The organism is Allosphingosinicella sp. (genome assembly GCF_059502505.1).
This window is the reverse complement of sequence record NZ_JCACEU010000019.1, coordinates 75,718-96,089: the sequence shown is the minus strand read 5'-3', so window position 1 is coordinate 96,089 and position 20,372 is coordinate 75,718. Positions and strand designations below refer to the sequence as shown.

14 protein-coding genes are annotated in these 20,372 nt (G+C 66.5%); 4 read left to right on the top strand and 10 right to left on the bottom strand.

Going from position 1 to position 20,372, the window contains the following annotated elements:
• Positions 1–33: 33 nt before the first annotated feature.
• Genes AC5JBD_RS12850 through AC5JBD_RS12840 form a run of 3 tightly spaced genes read right to left on the bottom strand, consistent with a single transcriptional unit; the run spans position 34 to position 3,078 of the window.
• Positions 34–1,413 (bottom strand): serine hydrolase domain-containing protein, encoded by a 1,380-nt coding sequence (locus AC5JBD_RS12850; protein WP_495722212.1) that lies wholly within the window; start codon positions 1,411–1,413, stop codon positions 34–36.
• A complete protein-coding gene (locus tag AC5JBD_RS12845) occupies positions 1,413–1,754 on the bottom strand; it encodes an MmcQ/YjbR family DNA-binding protein (RefSeq protein ID WP_495722211.1) in 342 nt (113 codons plus the stop codon). Before AC5JBD_RS12845 ends, AC5JBD_RS12850 begins: the two co-directional genes overlap by 1 nt.
• A complete protein-coding gene (locus AC5JBD_RS12840; protein ID WP_495722210.1) occupies positions 1,747–3,078 on the bottom strand; it encodes a replication-associated recombination protein A in 1,332 nt (443 codons plus the stop codon). The genes AC5JBD_RS12845 and AC5JBD_RS12840 overlap by 8 nt, the downstream gene beginning before the upstream one ends.
• Positions 3,079–3,188: 110 nt before the next feature.
• Here AC5JBD_RS12840 and AC5JBD_RS12835 point away from each other — a divergent pair, with 110 nt between their 5' ends.
• The 3 genes from AC5JBD_RS12835 (at position 3,189) to AC5JBD_RS12825 (ending at position 4,349) form a co-directional block, all read left to right on the top strand.
• Complete coding sequence (locus AC5JBD_RS12835; protein WP_495722209.1) at positions 3,189–3,794, top strand: PadR family transcriptional regulator; 606 nt, start codon at positions 3,189–3,191, stop codon at positions 3,792–3,794.
• Entirely contained in the window at positions 3,791–4,111 is a 321-nt protein-coding gene (locus AC5JBD_RS12830) for a DUF2218 domain-containing protein (RefSeq protein ID WP_495722208.1), read from the top strand. Before AC5JBD_RS12835 ends, AC5JBD_RS12830 begins: the two co-directional genes overlap by 4 nt.
• A gap of 67 nt (positions 4,112–4,178) precedes the next feature.
• Positions 4,179–4,349: a hypothetical protein gene (locus AC5JBD_RS12825; protein WP_495722207.1), complete on the top strand. Its 171-nt coding sequence runs from the start codon at positions 4,179–4,181 to the stop codon at positions 4,347–4,349.
• Between the two features lie 9 nt (positions 4,350–4,358).
• Here AC5JBD_RS12825 and AC5JBD_RS12820 read toward each other — a convergent pair whose 3' ends face one another.
• The 6 genes from AC5JBD_RS12820 to AC5JBD_RS12795 form a co-directional block, all read right to left on the bottom strand.
• Positions 4,359–5,537, bottom strand: coding sequence for a glycosyltransferase family 4 protein (locus AC5JBD_RS12820; RefSeq protein WP_495722206.1), 1,179 nt, complete (start codon positions 5,535–5,537; stop codon positions 4,359–4,361).
• A 154-nt stretch (positions 5,538–5,691) separates the two neighbouring features.
• A complete protein-coding gene (locus AC5JBD_RS12815) occupies positions 5,692–5,946 on the bottom strand; it encodes a hypothetical protein (protein ID WP_495722205.1) in 255 nt (84 codons plus the stop codon).
• A gap of 19 nt (positions 5,947–5,965) precedes the next feature.
• On the bottom strand, positions 5,966–8,020 hold the full coding sequence (locus tag AC5JBD_RS12810) for an amidohydrolase family protein (RefSeq protein ID WP_495722204.1): 2,055 nt from the start codon (positions 8,018–8,020) through the stop codon (positions 5,966–5,968).
• Positions 8,021–8,149: 129 nt separating this feature from the next.
• Positions 8,150–12,418 carry a DNA-directed RNA polymerase subunit beta' gene (gene rpoC, locus AC5JBD_RS12805; protein WP_495722203.1) on the bottom strand — a complete coding sequence of 1,423 codons (4,269 nt, stop codon included), beginning with the start codon at positions 12,416–12,418 and terminating at the stop codon, positions 8,150–8,152.
• A gap of 74 nt (positions 12,419–12,492) precedes the next feature.
• On the bottom strand, positions 12,493–16,650 hold the full coding sequence (gene rpoB / locus AC5JBD_RS12800; RefSeq protein ID WP_495722202.1) for a DNA-directed RNA polymerase subunit beta: 4,158 nt from the start codon (positions 16,648–16,650) through the stop codon (positions 12,493–12,495).
• Between the two features lie 245 nt (positions 16,651–16,895).
• On the bottom strand, positions 16,896–17,723 hold the full coding sequence (locus AC5JBD_RS12795; protein ID WP_495722201.1) for a hypothetical protein: 828 nt from the start codon (positions 17,721–17,723) through the stop codon (positions 16,896–16,898).
• Between the two features lie 120 nt (positions 17,724–17,843).
• On the opposite strand from AC5JBD_RS12795, the gene AC5JBD_RS12790 reads away from it, so the two are divergent.
• Complete coding sequence (locus AC5JBD_RS12790; RefSeq protein WP_495722200.1) at positions 17,844–19,157, top strand: SLC13 family permease; 1,314 nt, start codon at positions 17,844–17,846, stop codon at positions 19,155–19,157.
• 9 nt (positions 19,158–19,166) lie between these two features.
• Here the strand turns inward: AC5JBD_RS12790 and AC5JBD_RS12785 are convergent, their stop codons facing one another.
• Entirely contained in the window at positions 19,167–20,369 is a 1,203-nt protein-coding gene (locus AC5JBD_RS12785; protein WP_495722199.1) for an exo-beta-N-acetylmuramidase NamZ family protein, read from the bottom strand.
• Positions 20,370–20,372 lie beyond the last annotated feature (3 nt).

Here is a 20,372-nt window from a genome sequence, read left to right as displayed (position 1 = left end):
GGCTCAATGCCGAAGCGAAGCCATGGGTTCCGTTTAGCGGAGGGACGCGAGCACGTCAGCCGTGAAGCGCCCGGGATCGAAGCCCGTGCCGGGGCCGTCATAGCCGCGGCGGACGATCACGATCCGGCGCGAGGGCACGATCACCAGATACTGGCCGCGATTGCCCTGCGCGACATAGGCGTCGGCGGGAATGCCGAGGTCCGCGGGGAACGTCCAGAAGGTCGCGCCATAGCCGTAGCCGCGCTCCGGCTGGGCGGGTCCGTGCCGCGAGACGTAGCTGCCCCAGCCCGGCGGCAGGATGCGCTCGCCGTTCCAGACACCGTCATTCTGGTAGAGCAGCCCGAGCCGCGCGAGGTCGCGCGCCGTCGTCCAGACCTGGCTGGAGAGGATGAAATTGCCCTGCCAGTCGGTCTCCGGCACCGTGCGAGTCATGCCGATCCGCCACAAGAGATCAGTCAGCGGAAAGGCGAGCGGCCGCTCCCCCTGCCCCAGCTTCGCCCTCAGGCCGCGTATCGCCAGCAGGGTGTCGTTATTGGCGTAGCGGAAGCGCGTTCCCGGCGGCACCTCGATGGGCCAGTGGGTGGCATCCTCGGTCACCGCCGAGCCGCCGAAATAGCTCGCATCGGTGCGGTTGCCGGCGGCGTCGGTGTGAAGGCCGCTCGCCATGCGCAGCAGGTGATCGGTGGTGATCCCCTGGCGCGGATCGCCCGGCGACTGCCATTCCGGCACCGGCGCCGGCGCATTCACGTCGATCAGCCCCTGCTGGACCGCAGCGCCGACGACGCTGCCGGCGATGCTCTTGGCGACCGACCAGGTGCGCTGCGACATGTGCATGTTGAAATCGGGCCGGTAACGCTCGGCGACGATCCTGCCGTCCTGCACGACCAGCACCGCGGTGGTCTCGCTCCCCTGCCCGTAGCTGCGCCGGTCGAAGGCGGCATCCACCGCCCGCGTCAGCGGCCGCGCGTCGCCGCGCGGCTTCGCCAGCGCATTGCGATCCCCGTTCGGCCAAGGCAGCCGATCGGACCGATCCACCGGCGGGTTGACGCTGAGCCGCGGCACGAACCGCGCCGCCTCCGCCGTCGCGCCGATCGGCAGCTGCGCGCAGCCGAGATGCGGCCGCCACACCGCGATCCGCGGCGGTAGCCTGTCGTCGAAGGCGACGCTCACCGTCCGCCCGTGGCGGTCCACCGTCGCTTCCAGCTCGGCCATGATCGGCACATATTCCGGATAGTTGCGCTTGAGGTCGTCGGCCTCGACCTGCGCCTCCGTCATGCCGGCATTGAAGATGTCGCTGCACAGGAAGCCGGCCTTGTAGCCCGCCGCCAGCGCCCGCACGTAGCGTGGCGAATCCACCTGCGCCGCCGCCGGCGCCGCCAGCACAAGTACGAACGCGAGCCAAGCCTTCTTCATCAGGGTCGTTCTCCAAATTCCTTGCGCAACGCCTTGGGCGCCTTGTCCCACCAGGCGCGGGCGATGACGTTCCCCACCCGCTCCGGATCCGCGGTGCCATAGCGCACAAGTATGGCCGGCCAGCCACGATAATGGGCCGTCTCCCAGAAGATCTCCGGGTCCGTCTCCATCAGCAGCTCCTTCTCCGGCAGCGGCGAAGCCACGGCGAAGCTGCCCGCATCCCGCCCGATATAGAGGAAGCCCTTGCCTTTCACCTTCACGGCCGGCTTGCCATAGGAAGTCGAGAGCTCCGTGGCCGGCAGGCCGAGGGCGAACGCCACCGCCTCCTCCCAGTCATTCACCGCCTTGCTCCCGCAGTGCCCGGCGCTGCTCGTCCCACCAGGCCATGCGTTCCGCGATCCTCTTCTCGATCCCGCGCTCAGTCGGCTCGTAGAAAGTCTGCGGCTGCATCTCGTCCGGCCAGTAATTGTCGCCGGAAAAGGCCTCGGGCGCATCATGGTCGTAGCGATAGCCCTTGCCGTAGCCGATCGTCTTCATGAGCTTGGTCGGTGCGTTGAGGATGTTCTTGGGCGGCATCAGCGATCCCGTGTCCTTCGCGCTCCGCCACGCCGCCTTCTGCGCCTTGTAGACCGCGTTCGATTTGGGCGCGGTCGCCAGATAGAGGCAGGCTTGGACGATTGCGAGTTCGCCCTCCGGCGAGCCGAGGAAGTCGTAAGTGTCCTTCGCTGCGATGCACTGGACCAGTGCCTGCGGGTCGGCGAGGCCGATATCCTCCACCGCCGCCCGCGTCAGCCGCCGCAGGAGATAGAGAGGCTCCTCGCCGGCGGTCAGCATGCGCGCGAGATAGTAGAGAGCCGCCTGCGGATCGGAGCCGCGGATCGCCTTGTGAAGCGCGGAGATGAGATTGTAATGCCCCTCGCGGTCCTTGTCGTAGACCGCCACCCGCCGATGCAGCAGTGCCGACAGGCCGGCGGGGTCGAGCGGCCCGTCCAGCTCCACCGAGAACAATGTCTCCGCCTGGTTGAGCAGGAAGCGCCCGTCACCATCCGCCGTCGCGATCAGAGCATCGCGCGCATCCGGCGTCAGCGGCAGCGGCCGCTCCATGATCGCCTCGGCCCGGTCGAGCAGCTTGCCGAGCGCCGTCGCATCGAGCCGGTTGAGGATCAGCACCTGCGCCCGCGACAGCAAGGCAGCGTTGATTTCGAACGACGGGTTCTCGGTCGTCGCGCCGACCAGCACCACCGTGCCGTTCTCGACATAGGGCAGGAAGCCGTCCTGCTGCGCCCGATTGAAGCGGTGGATCTCGTCCACGAACAGCAGGGTCTGCCGCCCGAGCCGCACATGCTCGCGCGCCTCGGCGAACACCTTCTTGAGATCCGCCACGCCGGAGAAGACGGCCGAGATCGCCACGAACCTCATGCCGACCGCGTCGGCGAGCAGCCGCGCGATCGTCGTCTTTCCCGTCCCCGGCGGACCCCACAGGATCATAGAGGCAAGCTTCCCCGCCGCCACCATCCGCCCGATCGCCCCTTCCGGCCCGGTCAGATGCTCCTGCCCGACCACATCCTCGAGCCGCTGCGGCCGCAACCGGTCGGCGAGCGGCGCCGAGTCGGAGATCGGCGCCTCCGGCTGGGCGGGCTCGTCGCTGGCAAAAAGGTCGGCCATCCCCGGCCTCTAGCGGATTCCGGCGCCAGGAGCAGCACTTAGCTATCCATTGACGAGCGACTGTCTACGATATATCTTAGATACAAGAAGAAGGAGCTTTGGACATGGGCATGAAGTTCAGGATGCATGGCTGCGGGCCGCGCGGCTTTCCCGAGGCGATCCTGGCGATGGGCCTCGGCGGCCGCGGCTGGGGATCTGGGCCGTGGGACTGGGGAACCGAGTTCGGCGGCGGTCACAGGCATCGGGGCGGCGGCCGTCGCCGCGTCTTCGAGTCCGGCGAGCTCCGGCTCGTCCTGCTTCGCCTGATCGCCGAGCAACCGCGCCATGGCTACGACCTCATCCGCGCGATCGAGGACCTGACGCACGGCACCTATGCGCCGAGCCCCGGCGTCGTCTACCCGACCCTGACGATGCTCCAGGACATGGGCCTGATCCGCGAGCAGGAGGCGGAGGGCTCTCGCAAGCTCTATGCCGCCACCGCCGAGGGCGAAGCCTATCTCGCCGACCGCAAGGACGAGATCGACGCGCTGATGAGCCGCCTCCAAGGCCTCGGCGAGGACAAGCGCAAGGCAGGCGGCGCCCCGATCAAGCGCGCCGTCGGCAATCTTCTTTCGGCCCTCTGGCACCGCGTCACCCGCGACGACGTCGACGAAAGCACCCTCCACGAAATCGCGGCCATTCTCGACGAGGCCGCCCAGAAGATCGAGAGACGATGACGACCAGCTCCGCCGCCGTACTGACGTCCAATGCCAGCCGCTACCTGCAGCAGCTCTGCAAGCACTGGCAGCACAATCTTAGGGTCGAATTCACGCCTGAACACGGCACGATCGTCTTCCCGCGCGATGCTCGGGGCGCGGACTGGCCCGGCGAGGCGATCGTAACGATGACGGCTCAGGCCGAGGCGCTGGAATGCAGGATCGAGGCGAGCGCACCCGGCCAGCTGGAGGCACTCAAGGGCGCTGTTGCGCGTCATCTCGACCGCTTCGCGTTCCGCGAGGCGCCGCTCGGCTTCGACTGGCGCGACGCCGCCTGACTTTTCCTTTGTTCTTGTGAAGCAACAGCTTAGGGCCTAATCTGGCGGCCTCCGGGGTGGAGGGGTCATGAAGCACTATCGCGTCTACAAACTGCGTGAGCCGCAAGGCCGCATCGTCAAGGGCAAAGACATCGAGGCGCCCGACGACCGCGAGGCAATGCGCGAGGCGATGGACGACGAGGACTGCCCGGTCTGCGAAGTCTGGCAAGGCACGAAGAAGGTCGGCTCGATCGAATAAGGCCGATGCTCAGGGCACCGGGCTCGGCCTCGGCCTCAGCCCCGCCTGCCGCTGGCGGATGATCCGGATATAGGCGTCGACCAGTTCCTGGTTGACCTCGTCCCAGCCGTAACGCGTGCTCGCCTGCATACCCGCGCGGCCTGCTTTCTCGCGTAGAGCGGAGTCCTGGCAGTAGCTCGCCAGTGCATCCGCAAAGCCTTCGATCGCTCCCGCCCGCACCAGCCGTCCGGTGACGCCGTCGGCGACGAGGCTCTGGCTGCCGGTGGCGATCGCGGCCACCACTGGGATGCCGACCGACATCGCCTCCAGGGTCACGTTCCCGAACGTCTCTGTCACCGACGGATTGAACAGCATGTCCATTGACGCGACGGCGCGGCCGAGATCCGCCCCGCCCTGGAAGCCGACGAAGCAGCCGTTCGGCAGCCTTTTCTCGAACCATTCGCGGGCCGGCCCCTCCCCCACCACCAGCACCTTGTGGCGCACTTGCCGGCGCTCCAGCCGGTCAATCGTGTCGGAGAAGACGTCGAGCCCCTTCTCCATCACCAGCCGCCCGGTGAAGCCGATCACCGGCAAGTCGTCCGCTATGCCGAGCGAACGCCGCCATTCGAGGTCGCGCCGCGCCGGGTCGAAGATCTCGCGGTCGATGCCGCGGGTCCAGATGCCGACATCGTAGTTCATCCGCTGCTCGCGCAGCAGCTGCGCCATCGAGTCAGACGGCGCGAAGATCGCGTCGCAGCGGCGGTAGAAGCGCCGCAAGATGGCGAGCAGCACCGGTTCCAGGAACGCGAGACCGTAATAGCGCGGGTAGGTTTCAAAGCGGGTGTGGACCGAGGCAACGACAGGACGATCATGCCGGCGTGCCCAGCTGATCGCGCGGTGTCCGAGAAAGTCCGGGCTGGCGACGTGCAGGATATTGGGTGCGAATGCCTTGATGTCGCGCCTCGCCCGTGGTGGCAGCGACAGCGCCATCTTATATTCGGACCGGCCGGGGATCGGCACGTAGGGAATGTGAACGACGTCCCCGTTGGGCGGAAAGGCCGGCTCCGCCACGGTCGGCGAATAGATCCGCACCGCCGCCCCCTGGCGCAGCAGATAGTCGACCAGCCGGTTCAGCGCCTGGTTCGCGCCGTCGCGGACATAATTGTAATTGCCGCTGAACATTGCGATGCGGAGGTCGGAAGCGTCCATCGCCGCCCCGATACGCGGATGCGCCGCAAAGGCCAAATCTCTCGACGCTATTCGGGCGGATCCCTTGGGCGCGGCGGCAGACGGCGTATGCGGCGGATGCCGGCGAGCATCGGCACGATCAGCAGCACCAGGGCGAGGATCGCGATCAGCGCCTTCATTCGCGATAGCCGAGGCCGCGCAGCTCGTCGCCGCGCCCCTGTTCCTCGAGCATCTGCGCGACTTCCGGGGTGCCGTAACGGGCGAGCGCGGCGGGAGCATCCCTGGCGAGCAGATCCAGCGCGTCCTCGTCCTCATCCATGATCGCCGGCGGCGGCGCAGCTCGCTTCTTGCGGGGCGCGGCGACCGGCTTTCCCGTCACTGCGACCAGCAGCGCCACGCTCAGAACGCCAAGCCCGATCCAGAGCAGCATGGCTAATGCCCGCCGCGGTTCATTGCGGGCGGCCGCTGAGACCCGCGGCGGTGCGCAGATCGTCGCCCTTCATCAGGCGGCCGTCATGCATGACGATCTCGACATGGCGAAGCGCGCCGAGATTGGCCGAGGGATCGCCTTCGACCAGGAACAGATCGGCCCGCTTGCCGACCTCAAGAGAGCCGGTTTCGTCGCCCATCCCGTAGAGCATGGCCGGCACGATCGTGGCAGTGGCGAGCGCCTGGGCGGGCGTCAGGCCGGCTTCGTTGTAGATCTCGATCTCACGGATCAGCTCGATTCCGAAACCGTCCGTGCCGGCGACGATCGGCACGCCGCGGTCGTGCAGCTCCTTCACCAGCGCCTTGTATTTCTGAATGCCCTTCTCGATCTGCGCCGTGGAGACCTCCGGGGTGGGTGCGAGTCCGCCATTGCGCAGGCCGCGGTCGAGCTGCGGCGGCAGCACGCCGGCGAACGGGCGATAGGCAGGCGCGAGCTGCCCCCGCGGAATATAGTCGCCCTCGAACACCGCCACGGTCGGATCGACCGCGATCTTGCGCCGCGCCAGCTCGGCGAGGAATGCGTTCATCGGCTCCGCCTTGAAGTCGAGCGTCGGCCCGAATTGATACGGGCCGTAGAAACGCTGCAGCCCGTTCGACTGGTCGATCACCGACTTTGGCATTCCCTGCATCATCACCCAGTTGATATGAGTGATCTCGTCATAGCCGTCGGCGACCGCCTCGGCCGGGCGCCGGGTCCGCTGGATATGGCCGTGGACGCGCAGTCCCAGCCGGTGCGCCTCGTCCGCGATCGGCTTGACGAGCTTGGGGTCTAGCGAGCCGTAGAGCTTGACGCCAAAGAAGCCGAGCTCCTTGGCGCGCCGCACGGCGGCTAAGGCGGTCGCTTCATTCGTGACCGTCACCGCGCCCTGCGCCGCCAGTTCGCCCGGTCCGTCGATCAGCATCGACGACACCGAGTGGGGACCCAGAAGCTGGCCCGACTCGATGCGCTTGCGGCGTGCGGTGCCGGTCTCTATGTCGTTGCCCGGATCGCGCACGTTGGTGATGCCGGTCGCCAGCAAGAGCGGCCCGGTCGCATCATCCCCATAGTGCATGTGGCTGTCCCACAGGCCCGGCAGCAGCGTCTTGCCGGCGCCATCGAACACCGAAGCATTGGCTGGAATCGCCACTGAGCCCGCCGGACCGACCGCCGTGATGCGCCCATTCTGCGCGACCAGGCTCATATTGTCGCGGAAGGTGCGGGCTTTCGAATCATAGAGCCGGACGCCGCGGAACGCGACCGGCGCCGTCGCCTTGGGAGCGATCCTGGCGAGCAAAGCAGGAGCCCGGGCAGCGAGAGCCTCGTCCTGCAGACGCGCCAGCTCCGGCGCCGCACTCTCCCATCCGGCCGGCAGGAAGTTCAGGAAACTCGCGCTGCCGAACACTCGATCGCCCTCGAACCAGAGCGGGAACGGTGACAGGCCGAAGCCGTCCACGGCCCACAGCGTCAGAGTCTTGGCGCTTCCGTTCGCCGTCACCTGGTGATCGCCAAGGCGCACCATTGTGGCCCTGCCGGAAGGGCCGAGCGCCAGCGTATGCCCGGGCGCCTTCATCAGCGCCTCGGCGATGGCGGCCGTCGCGTCGGCGGTGCCGCCGAACGGCACATAGAGCGCACCAGCCGGGACAGGACCGCCGCGATCGACCGGCGTCACATAGCCTGTGCGGCTGTCATAGGTCTCGCCCGCGTCGCCGCCGAAGGTGGAAAAGCCGCGGACTTCCGCGGCTGTGATCAGCCCCTTCACATCGACAGCCAGGCGTTGATCGATTTCCGTCTTGAAGCCGCGCAGCAACAGGCTCTGCCGCGACCAGCGGGTGCCGTCCTTTGCCGTCCACCGGTAGACGGTGCCGTGGGGGCCGGCCGAGGAGGTGATCAACAGCTTCTCGGCGTCTTTCGGCGGCTTGGCGAGCTCCGCTTCGGGCACTCCCTGGCTCTGCGCGGCCGGGGCGGGCTGCTTCTGGGACAGTGCCGGAGCAGAGATGACTAGCGCGATCAAGCTTACGGTGAGCAAGGCTTTCATGGTTCCCCCCGTGGGCAAGGAACGCAATGCATCGCACGCCCCCGCCCGTCCGGCAATCCGAGCGGCGGCAAAGAAAAACCCCGCCGGATCGCTCCGGCGGGGTCTTTCATTTCAGCCTGAGGTCAGTCCTCAGCCCTGCAGATACTCGCCCGCATCCGCGTCGGTGCCGTGACCTTCCGCAGAAACCGCCGCCAGCGGATCGTCGCCGATCGCCGCTTCCGGTCCCTGGGCGAGCTCCGCCGCATGCTCTTCCTCAGCCGAGTTCGGCAGGATGAGCGATTCCTGCAGCTTGCGATGAGCGGCGCGGAGCGCTGCGTCGCGGCTGGAGGCGGCGATCCGCATCCGGTTCATGCCCGCACCGGTGCCCGCCGGGATCAGGCGGCCGACGATGACATTCTCCTTGAGGCCGTCCAGCGTGTCGACCTTGCCCTGCACCGAAGCCTCGGTGAGGACGCGGGTCGTTTCCTGGAACGAAGCGGCCGAGATGAAGCTGCGGGTCTGCAGCGACGCCTTGGTGATGCCGAGCAGCACCGGCTTGCCTTCGGCCTTGCGCTGTTTCGGTGCCAGCTTGTCGTTGACCTCCCGCATCTCCTGGTGATCGACCTGCTCGCCGACCAGGAACGTGGTGTCGCCGCTCTCCGTGATCTCGACCTTCTGCAGCATCTGGCGAACGATCACCTCGATGTGCTTGTCGTTGATCTTCACGCCCTGCAACCGGTACACCTCCTGGATTTCCGCCACGAGATATTCCGCCAGCGCGACCACGCCGAGCACCTCGAGGATGTCGTGCGGATCGGGCGAGCCGCCAATCAGATTGTCGCCGCGCTTGACGAAGTCGCCTTCCTGCACGTCGATCACCTTCGACTTCGGCACGAGATATTCGACCATCTCGCCGCCATCCTCGGGCTGGATGCCGATCTTGCGCTTCGCCTTATAGTCCTTGCCGAACACGACGCGGCCGGACACCTTGGCGATGATCGCATTCTCCTTCGGCTTGCGCGCTTCGAACAGCTCCGCCACCCGCGGCAGACCGCCGGTGATGTCGCGGGTCTTGGCGGCCTCGCGGGAGACGCGGGCGAGCACTTCGCCGGCGGCCACCGTCTGACCATCCTCGACCGACAGCATCGCGCCCGGCGCCAGCATGTAGCGCGCGGCCTCGCCGCTCTGCTCGTCGAGCAGGGTGACGCGGGGACGCAGATCCTCCTTCGAACGTGCGGTGCCGCGGAATTCCGTGACGACGCGCTGGGCGATGCCCGTCGCTTCGTCGACCTGCTCGGTGAGGGTCTTGCCCTCGACCAGGTCCTGGAACTTCACGGTGCCGCCCTTTTCGGTGATGACCGGCATCATGAACGGATCCCACTCGGCGATCCGCTCACCCTTGGTGACGATATGGCCGTGGTCGCACATCAGATGCGCACCATAAGGGATACGGTGCGAGGCGCGCTCGCGGCCGTCCATGTCGACGATCGCAACTTCGCCGTTGCGGGCCATGGCCACCCGGCGTCCACGAGCGTCGACGATGGTCGGCAGGTCGCGGAACTCGATGGTCCCGTCGACTGCCGCCTCGAGGTTCGAGGTCTCGTTGAGCTGCGCGGCGCCGCCGATGTGGAAGGTCCGCATCGTCAGCTGCGTGCCCGGCTCGCCGATCGACTGCGCCGCGATGACGCCGACAGCCTCGCCGATGTTCACCGGCGTGCCCCGAGCGAGGTCGCGCCCGTAGCACCGGCCGCAGACGCCATGCTGGCTCTCGCAGATCAGCGGCGAGCGGATCTTGACCGCCTGGATGCCCATCTCGTCGATGCGCGTCGCGGCGGCCTCGTCGATCAACTCACCTTCCTTGGCCAGCACGTCACCGGTCTTGCCGTCGACGATGTCCTCGGCAGGCGTGCGGCCCAGGATGCGCTCGCCGAGCGAGGCGATGACGGCGCCGCCCTGTACGATCGCCTTCATCTCCAGCGCGTTCTCCGTCTTGCAATCCTCCTCGACAATCACGCAGTCCTGCGACACGTCGACGAGACGGCGGGTCAGGTAGCCCGAGTTCGCCGTCTTGAGCGCCGTGTCCGCCAGACCCTTGCGGGCGCCGTGGGTGGAGTTGAAATATTCAAGGACGGTCAGGCCTTCCTTGAAGTTCGAGATGATCGGCGTCTCGATGATCTCGCCCGAAGGCTTGGCCATCAGGCCGCGCATGCCGGCAAGCTGCTTCATCTGGGCCTGCGAACCGCGGGCGCCGGAATGGGCCATCATGTAGATCGAGTTGATCGGCGCCATGCGGCCGGTCTCGTCCTTGGGCTGCGCCTTGATCTTGTCCATCATGGCGTTGGCCACCTGGTCGCCGCAGCGGCTCCAGGCGTCGATCACCTTATTGTACTTCTCCTGCTGGGTGATCAGACCGTCCTGATATTGCTGCTCGTAATCCTTCACGAGGGCACGGGTCTCGTCGACGAGGCCCTCCTTCTCGTGCGGGATGATCATGTCGTCCTTGCCGAAGCTGATGCCAGCCTGAAAGGCGTGGCGGAAGCCGAGGCCCATGATCGCATCGGCGAACAGCACCGTCTCCTTCTGGCCGGTGTGGCGATAAACCACGTCGATGACGTCGCCGATCTCCTTCTTGGTCAGCAGGCGGTTGACGGTCTCGAACGGCACCTTGTGGCTCTTCGGGAGAGTCTCGCCGAGCAGCATGCGGCCCGGCGTCGTCTCGAAGCGCTTCATGAAGGTGTTGCCCTCTTCGTCCGTCTGCGGGACGCGGCTGATGATCTTGGTGTGCAGCGTCACAGCCTTGGCGTGGAGCGCCTGGTGCACCTCGGTCATGTCGGCCAGCATCGAGCCTTCGCCCGGCTCGCCCTCGCGCTCCATCGACAGATAGTAGAGACCCAGCACCATGTCCTGCGAAGGCACGATGATCGGCTTGCCGTTGGCGGGCGAGAGGATGTTGTTGGTCGACATCATCAGCACGCGCGCTTCCAGCTGCGCTTCAAGCGACAGCGGGACGTGCACGGCCATCTGGTCGCCGTCGAAGTCAGCGTTGAACGCGGCGCAGACCAGCGGGTGGAGCTGGATCGCCTTGCCCTCGATCAGCACCGGCTCGAACGCCTGGATGCCGAGGCGGTGGAGCGTCGGCGCGCGGTTCAGAAGAACAGGGTGCTCGCGAATGACTTCATCGAGGATGTCCCAGACTTCCTTGCGCTCCTTCTCGACCCACTTCTTGGCCTGCTTCAGGGTCATGGACAGACCCTTGGCGTCCAGCCGCGAGTAGATGAACGGCTTGAACAGCTCGAGCGCCATCTTCTTCGGCAGGCCGCACTGGTGGAGCTTGAGCTCCGGACCGGTGACGATGACCGAACGGCCCGAATAGTCGACGCGCTTGCCGAGCAGGTTCTGGCGGAAGCGGCCCTGCTTGCCCTTGAGCATGTCGGACAGCGACTTCAGCGGCCGCTTGTTGGCGCCGGTGATCGTCCGGCCACGGCGGCCGTTGTCGAACAGGGCGTCGACCGACTCCTGCAGCATGCGCTTTTCGTTGCGGACGATGATGTCCGGCGCGCGCAGCTCCATCAGCCGCTTCAGGCGGTTGTTGCGGTTGATGACGCGGCGATAGAGGTCGTTCAGGTCCGACGTCGCGAAGCGGCCGCCGTCCAGCGGCACCAGCGGGCGCAGCTCGGGCGGGATCACAGGAATGACTTCCAGGATCATCCACTCGGGACGGTTGCCGGACTCGAGGAAGCTCTCGACGACTTTGAGGCGCTTGATGATCTTCTTGGGCTTCAGCTCCGACTTGGTCTCGGCCAGCTCCTTCAGCAGCTCTTCCTTCTCGCCTTCGAGATCGAGCTCCTCGAGCATCTTGCGCACGGCTTCGGCGCCGATGCCGGCGGTGAAGGCGTCCTCGCCATATTCATCCTGCGCCTCGAGCAGCTCGTCCTCGGTGAGGAGCTGGAACTTCTCGAGCGCGGTGAGGCCCGGCTCGGTGACGATGTAGGATTCGAAGTAGAGGACGCGCTCCAGCTGCTTCAGCTGCATGTCGAGCAGCAGGCCGATGCGGCTCGGCAGCGACTTCAGGAACCAGATGTGGGCGACCGGCGCGGCCAGCTCGATATGGCCCATGCGCTCGCGGCGAACCTTCGAGACGGTGACCTCGACGCCGCACTTCTCGCAGACGATGCCCTTATACTTCATGCGCTTGTACTTGCCGCACAGGCATTCGTAATCCTTGATCGGACCGAAGATGCGCGCGCAGAACAGGCCGTCACGCTCGGGCTTGAACGTGCGGTAGTTGATCGTCTCGGGCTTCTTGATCTCGCCGAACGACCAGGAACGGATCCGCTCCGGCGAAGCGATGCCGATCTTGATCTGGTCGAACGTCTCCGGCTTGACGACCGGATTGGCGAAGTTGGTCAGTTCGTTCATTTTCTTTCAGTCCCTTATGGGAGAAATCTCATCGTCGGCGGGAGGTGCGGAGCGCCATGGCGGCGCCCCGACACTTACTCCGCGGCCAGCTGCTGCTGATCGTCCTCGCTCTCGACGCTGTTCAGCTCGACGTTGAGGCCGAGGCTGCGCATTTCCTTGACGAGCACGTTGAAGCTCTCCGGAATGCCGGCCTCGAAGGTGTCGTCGCCCTTGACGATCGCCTCGTAGACCTTGGTGCGGCCGATCACGTCGTCCGACTTCACCGTCAGCATCTCCTGCAGCGTGTAGGCGGCGCCGTAGGCCTGGAGCGCCCAGACCTCCATCTCGCCGAACCTCTGCCCGCCGAACTGCGCCTTGCCGCCCAGCGGCTGCTGGGTGACGAGGCTGTAAGGCCCGATCGAACGCGCGTGGATCTTGTCGTCGACGAGGTGGTGGAGCTTCAGCATATAGATGTAGCCCACCGTCACCTTGCGGTCGAACGCCTCGCCGGTGCGGCCGTCGAAGAGTGTCACCTGACCCGAGGGGTCGAGGCCCGCCTTCTCCAGCATCGCCGACACGTCCGCCTCGCGAGCGCCGTCGAACACCGGAGTGCCCATCGGCACGCCGCTGACTAGGTTGGAGGCGAGCTCCATCACCTGGTCGTCGTCGCGCGCATCGATGTCGCCGGCATAATGGTCGCCATAGACGTCCTTCAGCTTCTGCCGGACCTGGCCGACATCGCTGCCGTCCATGCCGTCCGCCTTGTGATGGATCGACTCCAGCATCTCGCCGATCTGCTTGCCGAGGCCGCGCGCGGCCCAGCCGAGATGGGTCTCGAAGATCTGGCCGACGTTCATGCGCGACGGCACGCCGAGCGGGTTGAGCACGATGTCGGCATGGGTGCCGTCTTCGAGGAACGGCATGTCCTCGATCGGCAGGATGCGCGAGATGACGCCCTTGTTGCCGTGACGGCCGGCCATCTTGTCGCCCGGCTGCAGCTTGCGCTTCACCGCGACGAACACCTTGACCATCTTCAGCACGCCCGGCGGCAGCTCGTCGCCGCGCTCGAGCTTCTCGATGCGGTCCTCGAGCCGGCGGCGGATCACCGCCTCCGCGTCGTCATACTGCGTCTTCACCGCCTCGAGATCGGCCTGAACCTTGTCGTCCTTGACCGCGAACTTCCACCATTCGTGGCGCTCGACGGCCTCGAGACCGGCGTCGTCGATGTCGGCGCCCTTCTTGAAGCCCTTCGGCGCCGCGGTGGCGGTCTGGCCGATCAGCATCTCGCGAAGACGCGCATAGGTGGCGCGCTTCAGGATCGAACGCTCGTCCTCGGCGTCCTTGCGGAGCCGGTCCTTTTCCTCGGCCTGGATGGCGCGGGTGCGGTCGTCGATGTCGATGCCGTGGCGGTTGAACACGCGGACCTCCACGATCGTGCCCGCGACGCCCGGCGGCAGACGGAGCGACGTATCGCGAACGTCCGACGCCTTCTCACCGAAGATGGCGCGGAGAAGCTTCTCCTCCGGCGTCATCGGGCTTTCGCCCTTCGGCGTGATCTTGCCGACCAGGATGTCGCCCGGCTCCACCTCGGCGCCGATATAGACGATGCCCGCCTCGTCGAGGTTGCGAAGGGCTTCCTCGCCGACGTTCGGGATGTCGCGGGTGATGTCCTCCGGCCCGAGCTTGGTATCGCGGGCCATGACCTCGAACTCCTCGATGTGGATCGAGGTGAAGACGTCGTCCTTCACGATCCGCTCGGAGATCAGGATGGAGTCCTCGTAATTGTAGCCGTTCCACGGCATGAACGCGACGAGCACGTTCCGACCGAGCGCGAGCTCGCCGAATTCGGTGGACGGACCGTCGGCGATGACGTCACCCGCGTTGACCACATCGCCCACCTTCACCAGCGGACGCTGGTTGATGCAGGTGTTCTGGTTCGAACGCTGGAACTTCATCAGCGTGTAGATGTCGACGCCCGACTTGCCGGCCTCGACCTCACCCGTGGCGCGAACCACGATGCGGGCCGCGTCCACCTGGTCGACGATGCCGCCGCGGCGGGCCGAGATGGCCGCCCCGGAGTCACGAGCAACCGTCTCTTCCATGCCGGTGCCGACGAACGGCGCCTCGGCGCGAACCAGCGGCACCGCCTGGCGCTGCATGTTCGATCCCATCAGCGCGCGGTTGGCGTCGTCATTCTCGAGGAACGGAATGAGCGAGGCCGCCACGGAGACGAGCTGCTTCGGCGACACGTCCATCAGGGTGATGATGTCGCGCGGCGCCATCAGGAACTCGCCGGCCTGGCGGGCCGAGACGAGATCCTCGGCGAAACCGCCCGCTTCGGTCAGCTCGGCATTCGCCTGCGCGATCGTGTGCTTCGCCTCCTCCATCGCGGACAGGTAGACGACATCGGTCGTCACCTTGCCGTCGACGACGCGGCGATACGGCGTTTCGATGAAGCCGTATTTGTTGACCCGGCTGAAGCTGGCGAGCGAGTTGATCAGGCCGATATTCGGCCCTTCCGGCGTCTCGATCGGGCAGATGCGGCCATAATGGGTCGGGTGGACGTCGCGGACCTCGAAGCCCGCGCGCTCGCGGGTGAGGCCGCCCGGCCCGAGCGCCGAGACGCGACGCTTGTGCGTTACCTCGGACAGCGGGTTGGTCTGGTCCATGAACTGCGAGAGCTGCGAGGAGCCGAAGAATTCGCGTACCGCCGCCACGGCCGGCTTGGCGTTGATGAGGTCGTTCGGCATCACCGTCGACACGTCGACCGAGCTCATCCGCTCCTTCACCGCGCGCTCCATGCGGAGCAGGCCGACCCGATACTGGTTCTCGAGCAGCTCGCCGACCGAACGCACGCGCCGGTTGCCGAGATTGTCGATGTCGTCGATCTCGCCCTTGCCGTCCTTGAGGTCGACGAGCGTCTTCACGACGGCGATGATGTCCTCCTTGCGGAGCGTCGTCACCGTGTCCTCGGCGTCGAGGTCGAGGCGCATGTTGAGCTTGACGCGGCCGACCGCGGAGAGGTCGTAGCGCTCCGGATCAAAGAACAGGCCGGCGAACAGCGCATCCGCGGTCTCGCGGGTCGGCGGCTCGCCGGGTCGCATGACGCGGTAGATGTCGGCGAGGGCCTGGTCGCGGTCCTCGGCCTTGTCCGCCTTCAGCGTGTTGCGCATCCAGGCGCCGGTGTTGACGTGATCGATGTCGAGCAGTTCGATGCGGTCGATGCCCGCCTTGTCGAGCTTCTCGAGATTCTCCGGCGACACTTCGTCGCCCGCCTCGATGTAGATCTCGCCGGTCTTCTCGTTGATGAGATCATAGACGCTGTAGCGGCCGAAAATCTCCTCGGTCGGAATCAGCAGCGTCTTGAGGCCGTCCTTGCCCGCCTTGTTGGCGGCGCGCGGCGTGATCTTCTGGCCGGCCGCGAACACGACCTCGCCGGATTCCGCGTTGGCGATGTCGAAGGTCGGCTTCTGGCCGCGCCATTGCTCGGGCACGAACGGGATCTGCCAGCCGCCGGCGCCGCGGCCATAGGTGACCTTGTTGTAGAAGGTGGTGAGGATTTCCTCGTTGTTGAGGCCGAGCGCGTGCAGCAGCGCCGTCACCGGCAGCTTGCGCTTGCGGTCGATGCGGACGTTGACGATGTCCTTGGCGTCGAACTCGAAGTCGAGCCACGAGCCGCGGTACGGAATGACGCGGGCGGCGAAGAGATACTTGCCCGAGGCATGGGTCTTGCCGCGGTCATGGTCGAACAGCACACCCGGCGAGCGGTGCATCTGTGACACGATGACGCGCTCGGTGCCGTTGACGATGAACGTGCCGTTCTTCGTCATCAGCGGCATGTCGCCCATGTAGACGTCCTGCTCCTTGATATCGAGCACCGAGCGGGTTTCCGTATCGGGATCCACCTCGAACACGATCAGGCGGAGCGTCACGCGCATCGGCGCGGCATAGGTCATGCCCCGCTGGCGGCATTCGTCCACGTCATATTTCGGATCTTCGAGCTCGTAATTGACGAAGTCGAGCTCAGCCGTGCCGGCGAAATCGCGGATCGGGAACACGCTGCGCAGCGTCTTCTCCAGGCCCGACACATAGCCGTCCTGCGGCCGCGAGCGGAGGAACTGCTCGTAGCTCTCGCGCTGAACCTCGATGAGGTTCGGCATTTCGGAAACTTCGTGAATGTTGCCGAAGATCTTGCGGATACGCTTGGACGCAGTCGAGCGGGTGTCGCCTGCCTGGGGAGCGATGGTCGCCATTAGGTGTGTTCGCCTCTTTTTTCGGCTCCGGGGCGCCGGAGCCTCGTCTTCGTCGACGCATCAGACGCAAAAAGCCGCGAGTCTCCAGCGTGGAAACCGCAGCTTCAGCGTCTTGATAAACCCCGTCCGATCAATGCGTTGAACGCGCTGCGCGACGGCGCGTCCTGTTCCGATGCGGTGGGGTAGTGGCCGCTAGATAGGAGCGCGAGTGCCGGATGTAAAGCCTGTCAGGCGTCTCGCGCCGTCTATCCGGCGCTCCACTGGGCCACCGTCTGGCCGGTCTCGGGGTTTTCGAAAGCGACACGATCGAACTCGGCCGAGACGATGCAGACCGGGCGGGCCGCGCCGCCCGATCCGCTGCAGCGGATCACGCCCGCTTGCGGCCAGGCCTCCAGCCGACCCTCCAGCACCAGATTGAACCCGCCGGCCGGCGGCAGGATCGCAGGGTCTGCGCGCCGGACGATCTCATAGGAGCGCTCCGAGCGGCGCTGGACCCTCGAATCGTCGGCAGTGAAATAATGGGCGATGCCGACGCTCGGCGGCGATGCCGGGGCGGCGCCGGGCGTGGCGGGCTGCGCGGGGCAGGCATCGGTCAGCAGCCAAGGCTGCGGAATCCAGAAGCCTTCCACCGCTTCCACCGCCCCTTCCGGCAAGCCCTTCAGAGTGGCGTTCTCTGCATCTATGTCCGGGCGGGCGCGGATCGTCAGCCTCTGCTCCTCCTCGTCATATCGCCAGCCCATCGCGCCGAGCTCTGCGTTCGCGGCCGCCCCGCCGCAGCCGAACCGGATCTTTAGGGTGAAGCCGCGCCCCGCCAGCTCCGCCTGCGCCTCGCGATCGTCCTGTCCGGCCGCATAGGCGCTCGCCGCCTGCGCCACCGCCGTCAGCAGCGCTGCGCGATCGAGCTCGGGCGACGGCGTCGGTATCGCGGCGGGAAGCTTGAGCGGCCTGTCTTCCTCCTTGGCAGGCGCGACGCTGTTGCCGGGGTCCGGGTCCGACTTGCGCTCGCACGCGGCGAGTGTGGCGATCAGGAGCAGGGCGGCGAGGGAGGACGGGCTTCGCAAGCTCAACTTCATGACCGGGACCGTAACAGAAGATGCGGCCCTTGCCGACCCCGGGGACGTGCCGCCCTTGCCGTTGCCGGGCGGAGCGGGCAAGGCCATGGGCCTGACCCACAAGGGAAACCCGCGAGGCCGATGAGTTCCGACCAGGTCATAACCTTGCTCGTCCTGGCGGCGGTGGTGGCCGCGCTGATCTGGGACAAGGTGCGTGCCGATGTGGTCGCCCTGTGCGGCGCGGCGGTGCTGCTCGTCACCGGTGCGGTCCGCCCGATCGAGGTCCAGGGCGCCTTCGCCAGCCCGGCCATCATCGCCCTCGCCTCCCTGTTCGTGATCGCCTACGCGATGGAGCTGACTGGCCTGCTCGACACCGCGATCCGCAAAGGTGTCGACATCTGCCGGCGGATCGGCTCGCTGGGTATCTGGCTGCTCATCGCCTTTTGCGGCGGCGCATCGGCCTTCCTCAACAACACCCCGATCGTCGTGCTCGGGGCGCCCGTCATCCGCGACGTCGCGGCGGCCATGAACCTCTCGCCGAAGCGCTACCTGATGCCGCTCTCCTACGTGGCCGTGCTCGGCGGCTGCATCACCCTGATCGGCACGTCGACAAATCTGCTCGTCAACGACATGGCCTCCATCTCCGGCCAGCCGCGCTTCGGCATCTTCGAGATCACCCCGGTCGGCCTCGCCGTGGCCCTCGTCGGCGGCCTCTACCTCTTCTTCTTCAGCGGCCGACTGCTGAAACAGGACGGGCGCGCCGAGGCGACGTTCGGCGATGCGCTCACCGCCTCGCACGAATCCGACATGGGCAGCGGCCAGCCCGGCGTGCCGGAGGTCTTCGCCGAGCCGCGTCCGCTCCAGCCGTTCAAGGCCCTGATGGCGATCGCTATCTTCATCTCGGTCGTCGCGCTCGCGGCGCTGGACCTGGCACCGATCGCTGCCACTGCTTTTGCCGGCGCGGTGCTGCTGATCGTCCTGAGGGTGATCAGCGCCGACGAAGCCTATCAGGGCCTCCGCCCGGAGATCCTGATCCTGATCGCGGGCATGGTCGTGCTCGGCATCGCGCTTGAGGAGACCGGCCTCGCCGGCGCCGCGACCTCCGCTCTGGTCGGCTCATTGGACTCCCTCCACCCGCTGCTCGCGCTGGTCCTGCTCTACGGCGCCACCCTGTTCCTGACCGAGGTGCTCTCCAACGCAACCGTGGCGGTGCTGGTTACCCCCCTCGCCGTCGCCCTCGCCGAGGCGCTCGCCGTCAGCCCCCGCCCCTTCCTCGTCGCAGTGATGATCGCCGGCAGCGCCGCGTTTGCGACCCCGTTCGGCTACCAGACGAACGTCCTCGTCTACCAGATGGCCGGCTACAGCTACATGGACTTCGTCCGCGTCGGTCTGCCCCTTAACCTGATCACCTGGGCCGCCGCCTGCGTCGCGATCCCGATCTTCTTCCCCTTCTGAGTATCTCGCTCAATAGAGGAGATAAGGCCGCCGCTCCTCGGCCCAGGCCTGTTCGTCCGGGATCGTGATCGTGTCGAGATCGCCCGCCTCCGATGCCGCAACGTCGACCCATTCCCTCAGGCCGGGTCCGCCGTTGATGACGTCGATTGCGAGCTTGCCGAACTCATATTCGTAGGGGAAATCGCGCCAAAGGTCATAGTCGGGATGGAGGCGGCGGATCGCCTTGAAGGCGAGTGCCTGGACACGCCAGGGCTTGAACGCCTCGTGGTCGTAGCCCGGCCCTTCCGCATGGATATGCACACCGCTGCAGAGTTTATGCACGTGCTTGTGGAAGGTCGGCTCGAACCAGCAGTCGCGCAGGGTGCAGCCCTCCAGCCAGTTCGGCGCGAGGCGACGCATCTCGGCGATCACCGCCTTGCCGTCGATATCAGGAGCGCCGAAGATTTCGAGCGGCCGCGTCGTTCCGCGACCTTCGGAGAGGTTCGTGCCCTCCAGCATCACGGTGCCGGCATAGGCCCGCGCCATCCAGAGGTTCGGCGCATTGGGGCTCGGGTTGATCCAGACGCGCTCGCCGAGCGGCCAGCCGTAACCCGGGGCCGCATCGGGCTCATAGCCCTCCATCTCGATCACTCGGTAGTCGAGGTCGAGCTTGAAATGATCGACGAACCACTTGCCGAGCTCACCGAGCGTCAGCCCGTGCCGCATCGGGATCGGCCCTGCGCCGACGAAGCTCTCCCAGCCCGGGAGCAAGGTCAGCCCCTCGATCGGCCGCCCCGCCGGATTGGGGCGGTCGAGCACCCACACCGCCTTCTTATGGTGCGCGGCCGCTTCCATTACGTAGAGTAGGGTCGTGATGAAGGTGTAGATGCGGCAGCCAAGGTCCTGCATGTCGACCAGCAGCACGTCGAACGTGCCCATCGACTGCCCCGTCGGCCGCCGCACCTCGCCATAGAGGCTGAAGACGGGGATGCCGTGCTCGGGATCGGTGAAGTCTTCCGTCTCCATCATATTGTCCTGCTTGTCGCCCCGCATGCCGTGCTGCGGGCCGAAAGCGGCGCTGAGCTTCATGTCGCCGAGCGCCGCCAGGGCGTCGAGCGAATGCGTCAGGTCCGCCGTCACCGACGCGGGATGGGCGAGCAGGGCGACGCGCTTGCCGGCGAGCGGCGCGCGAAGCTGGGGATCGGCGAGAAGTCGGTCGATGCCAAATTTCATGGA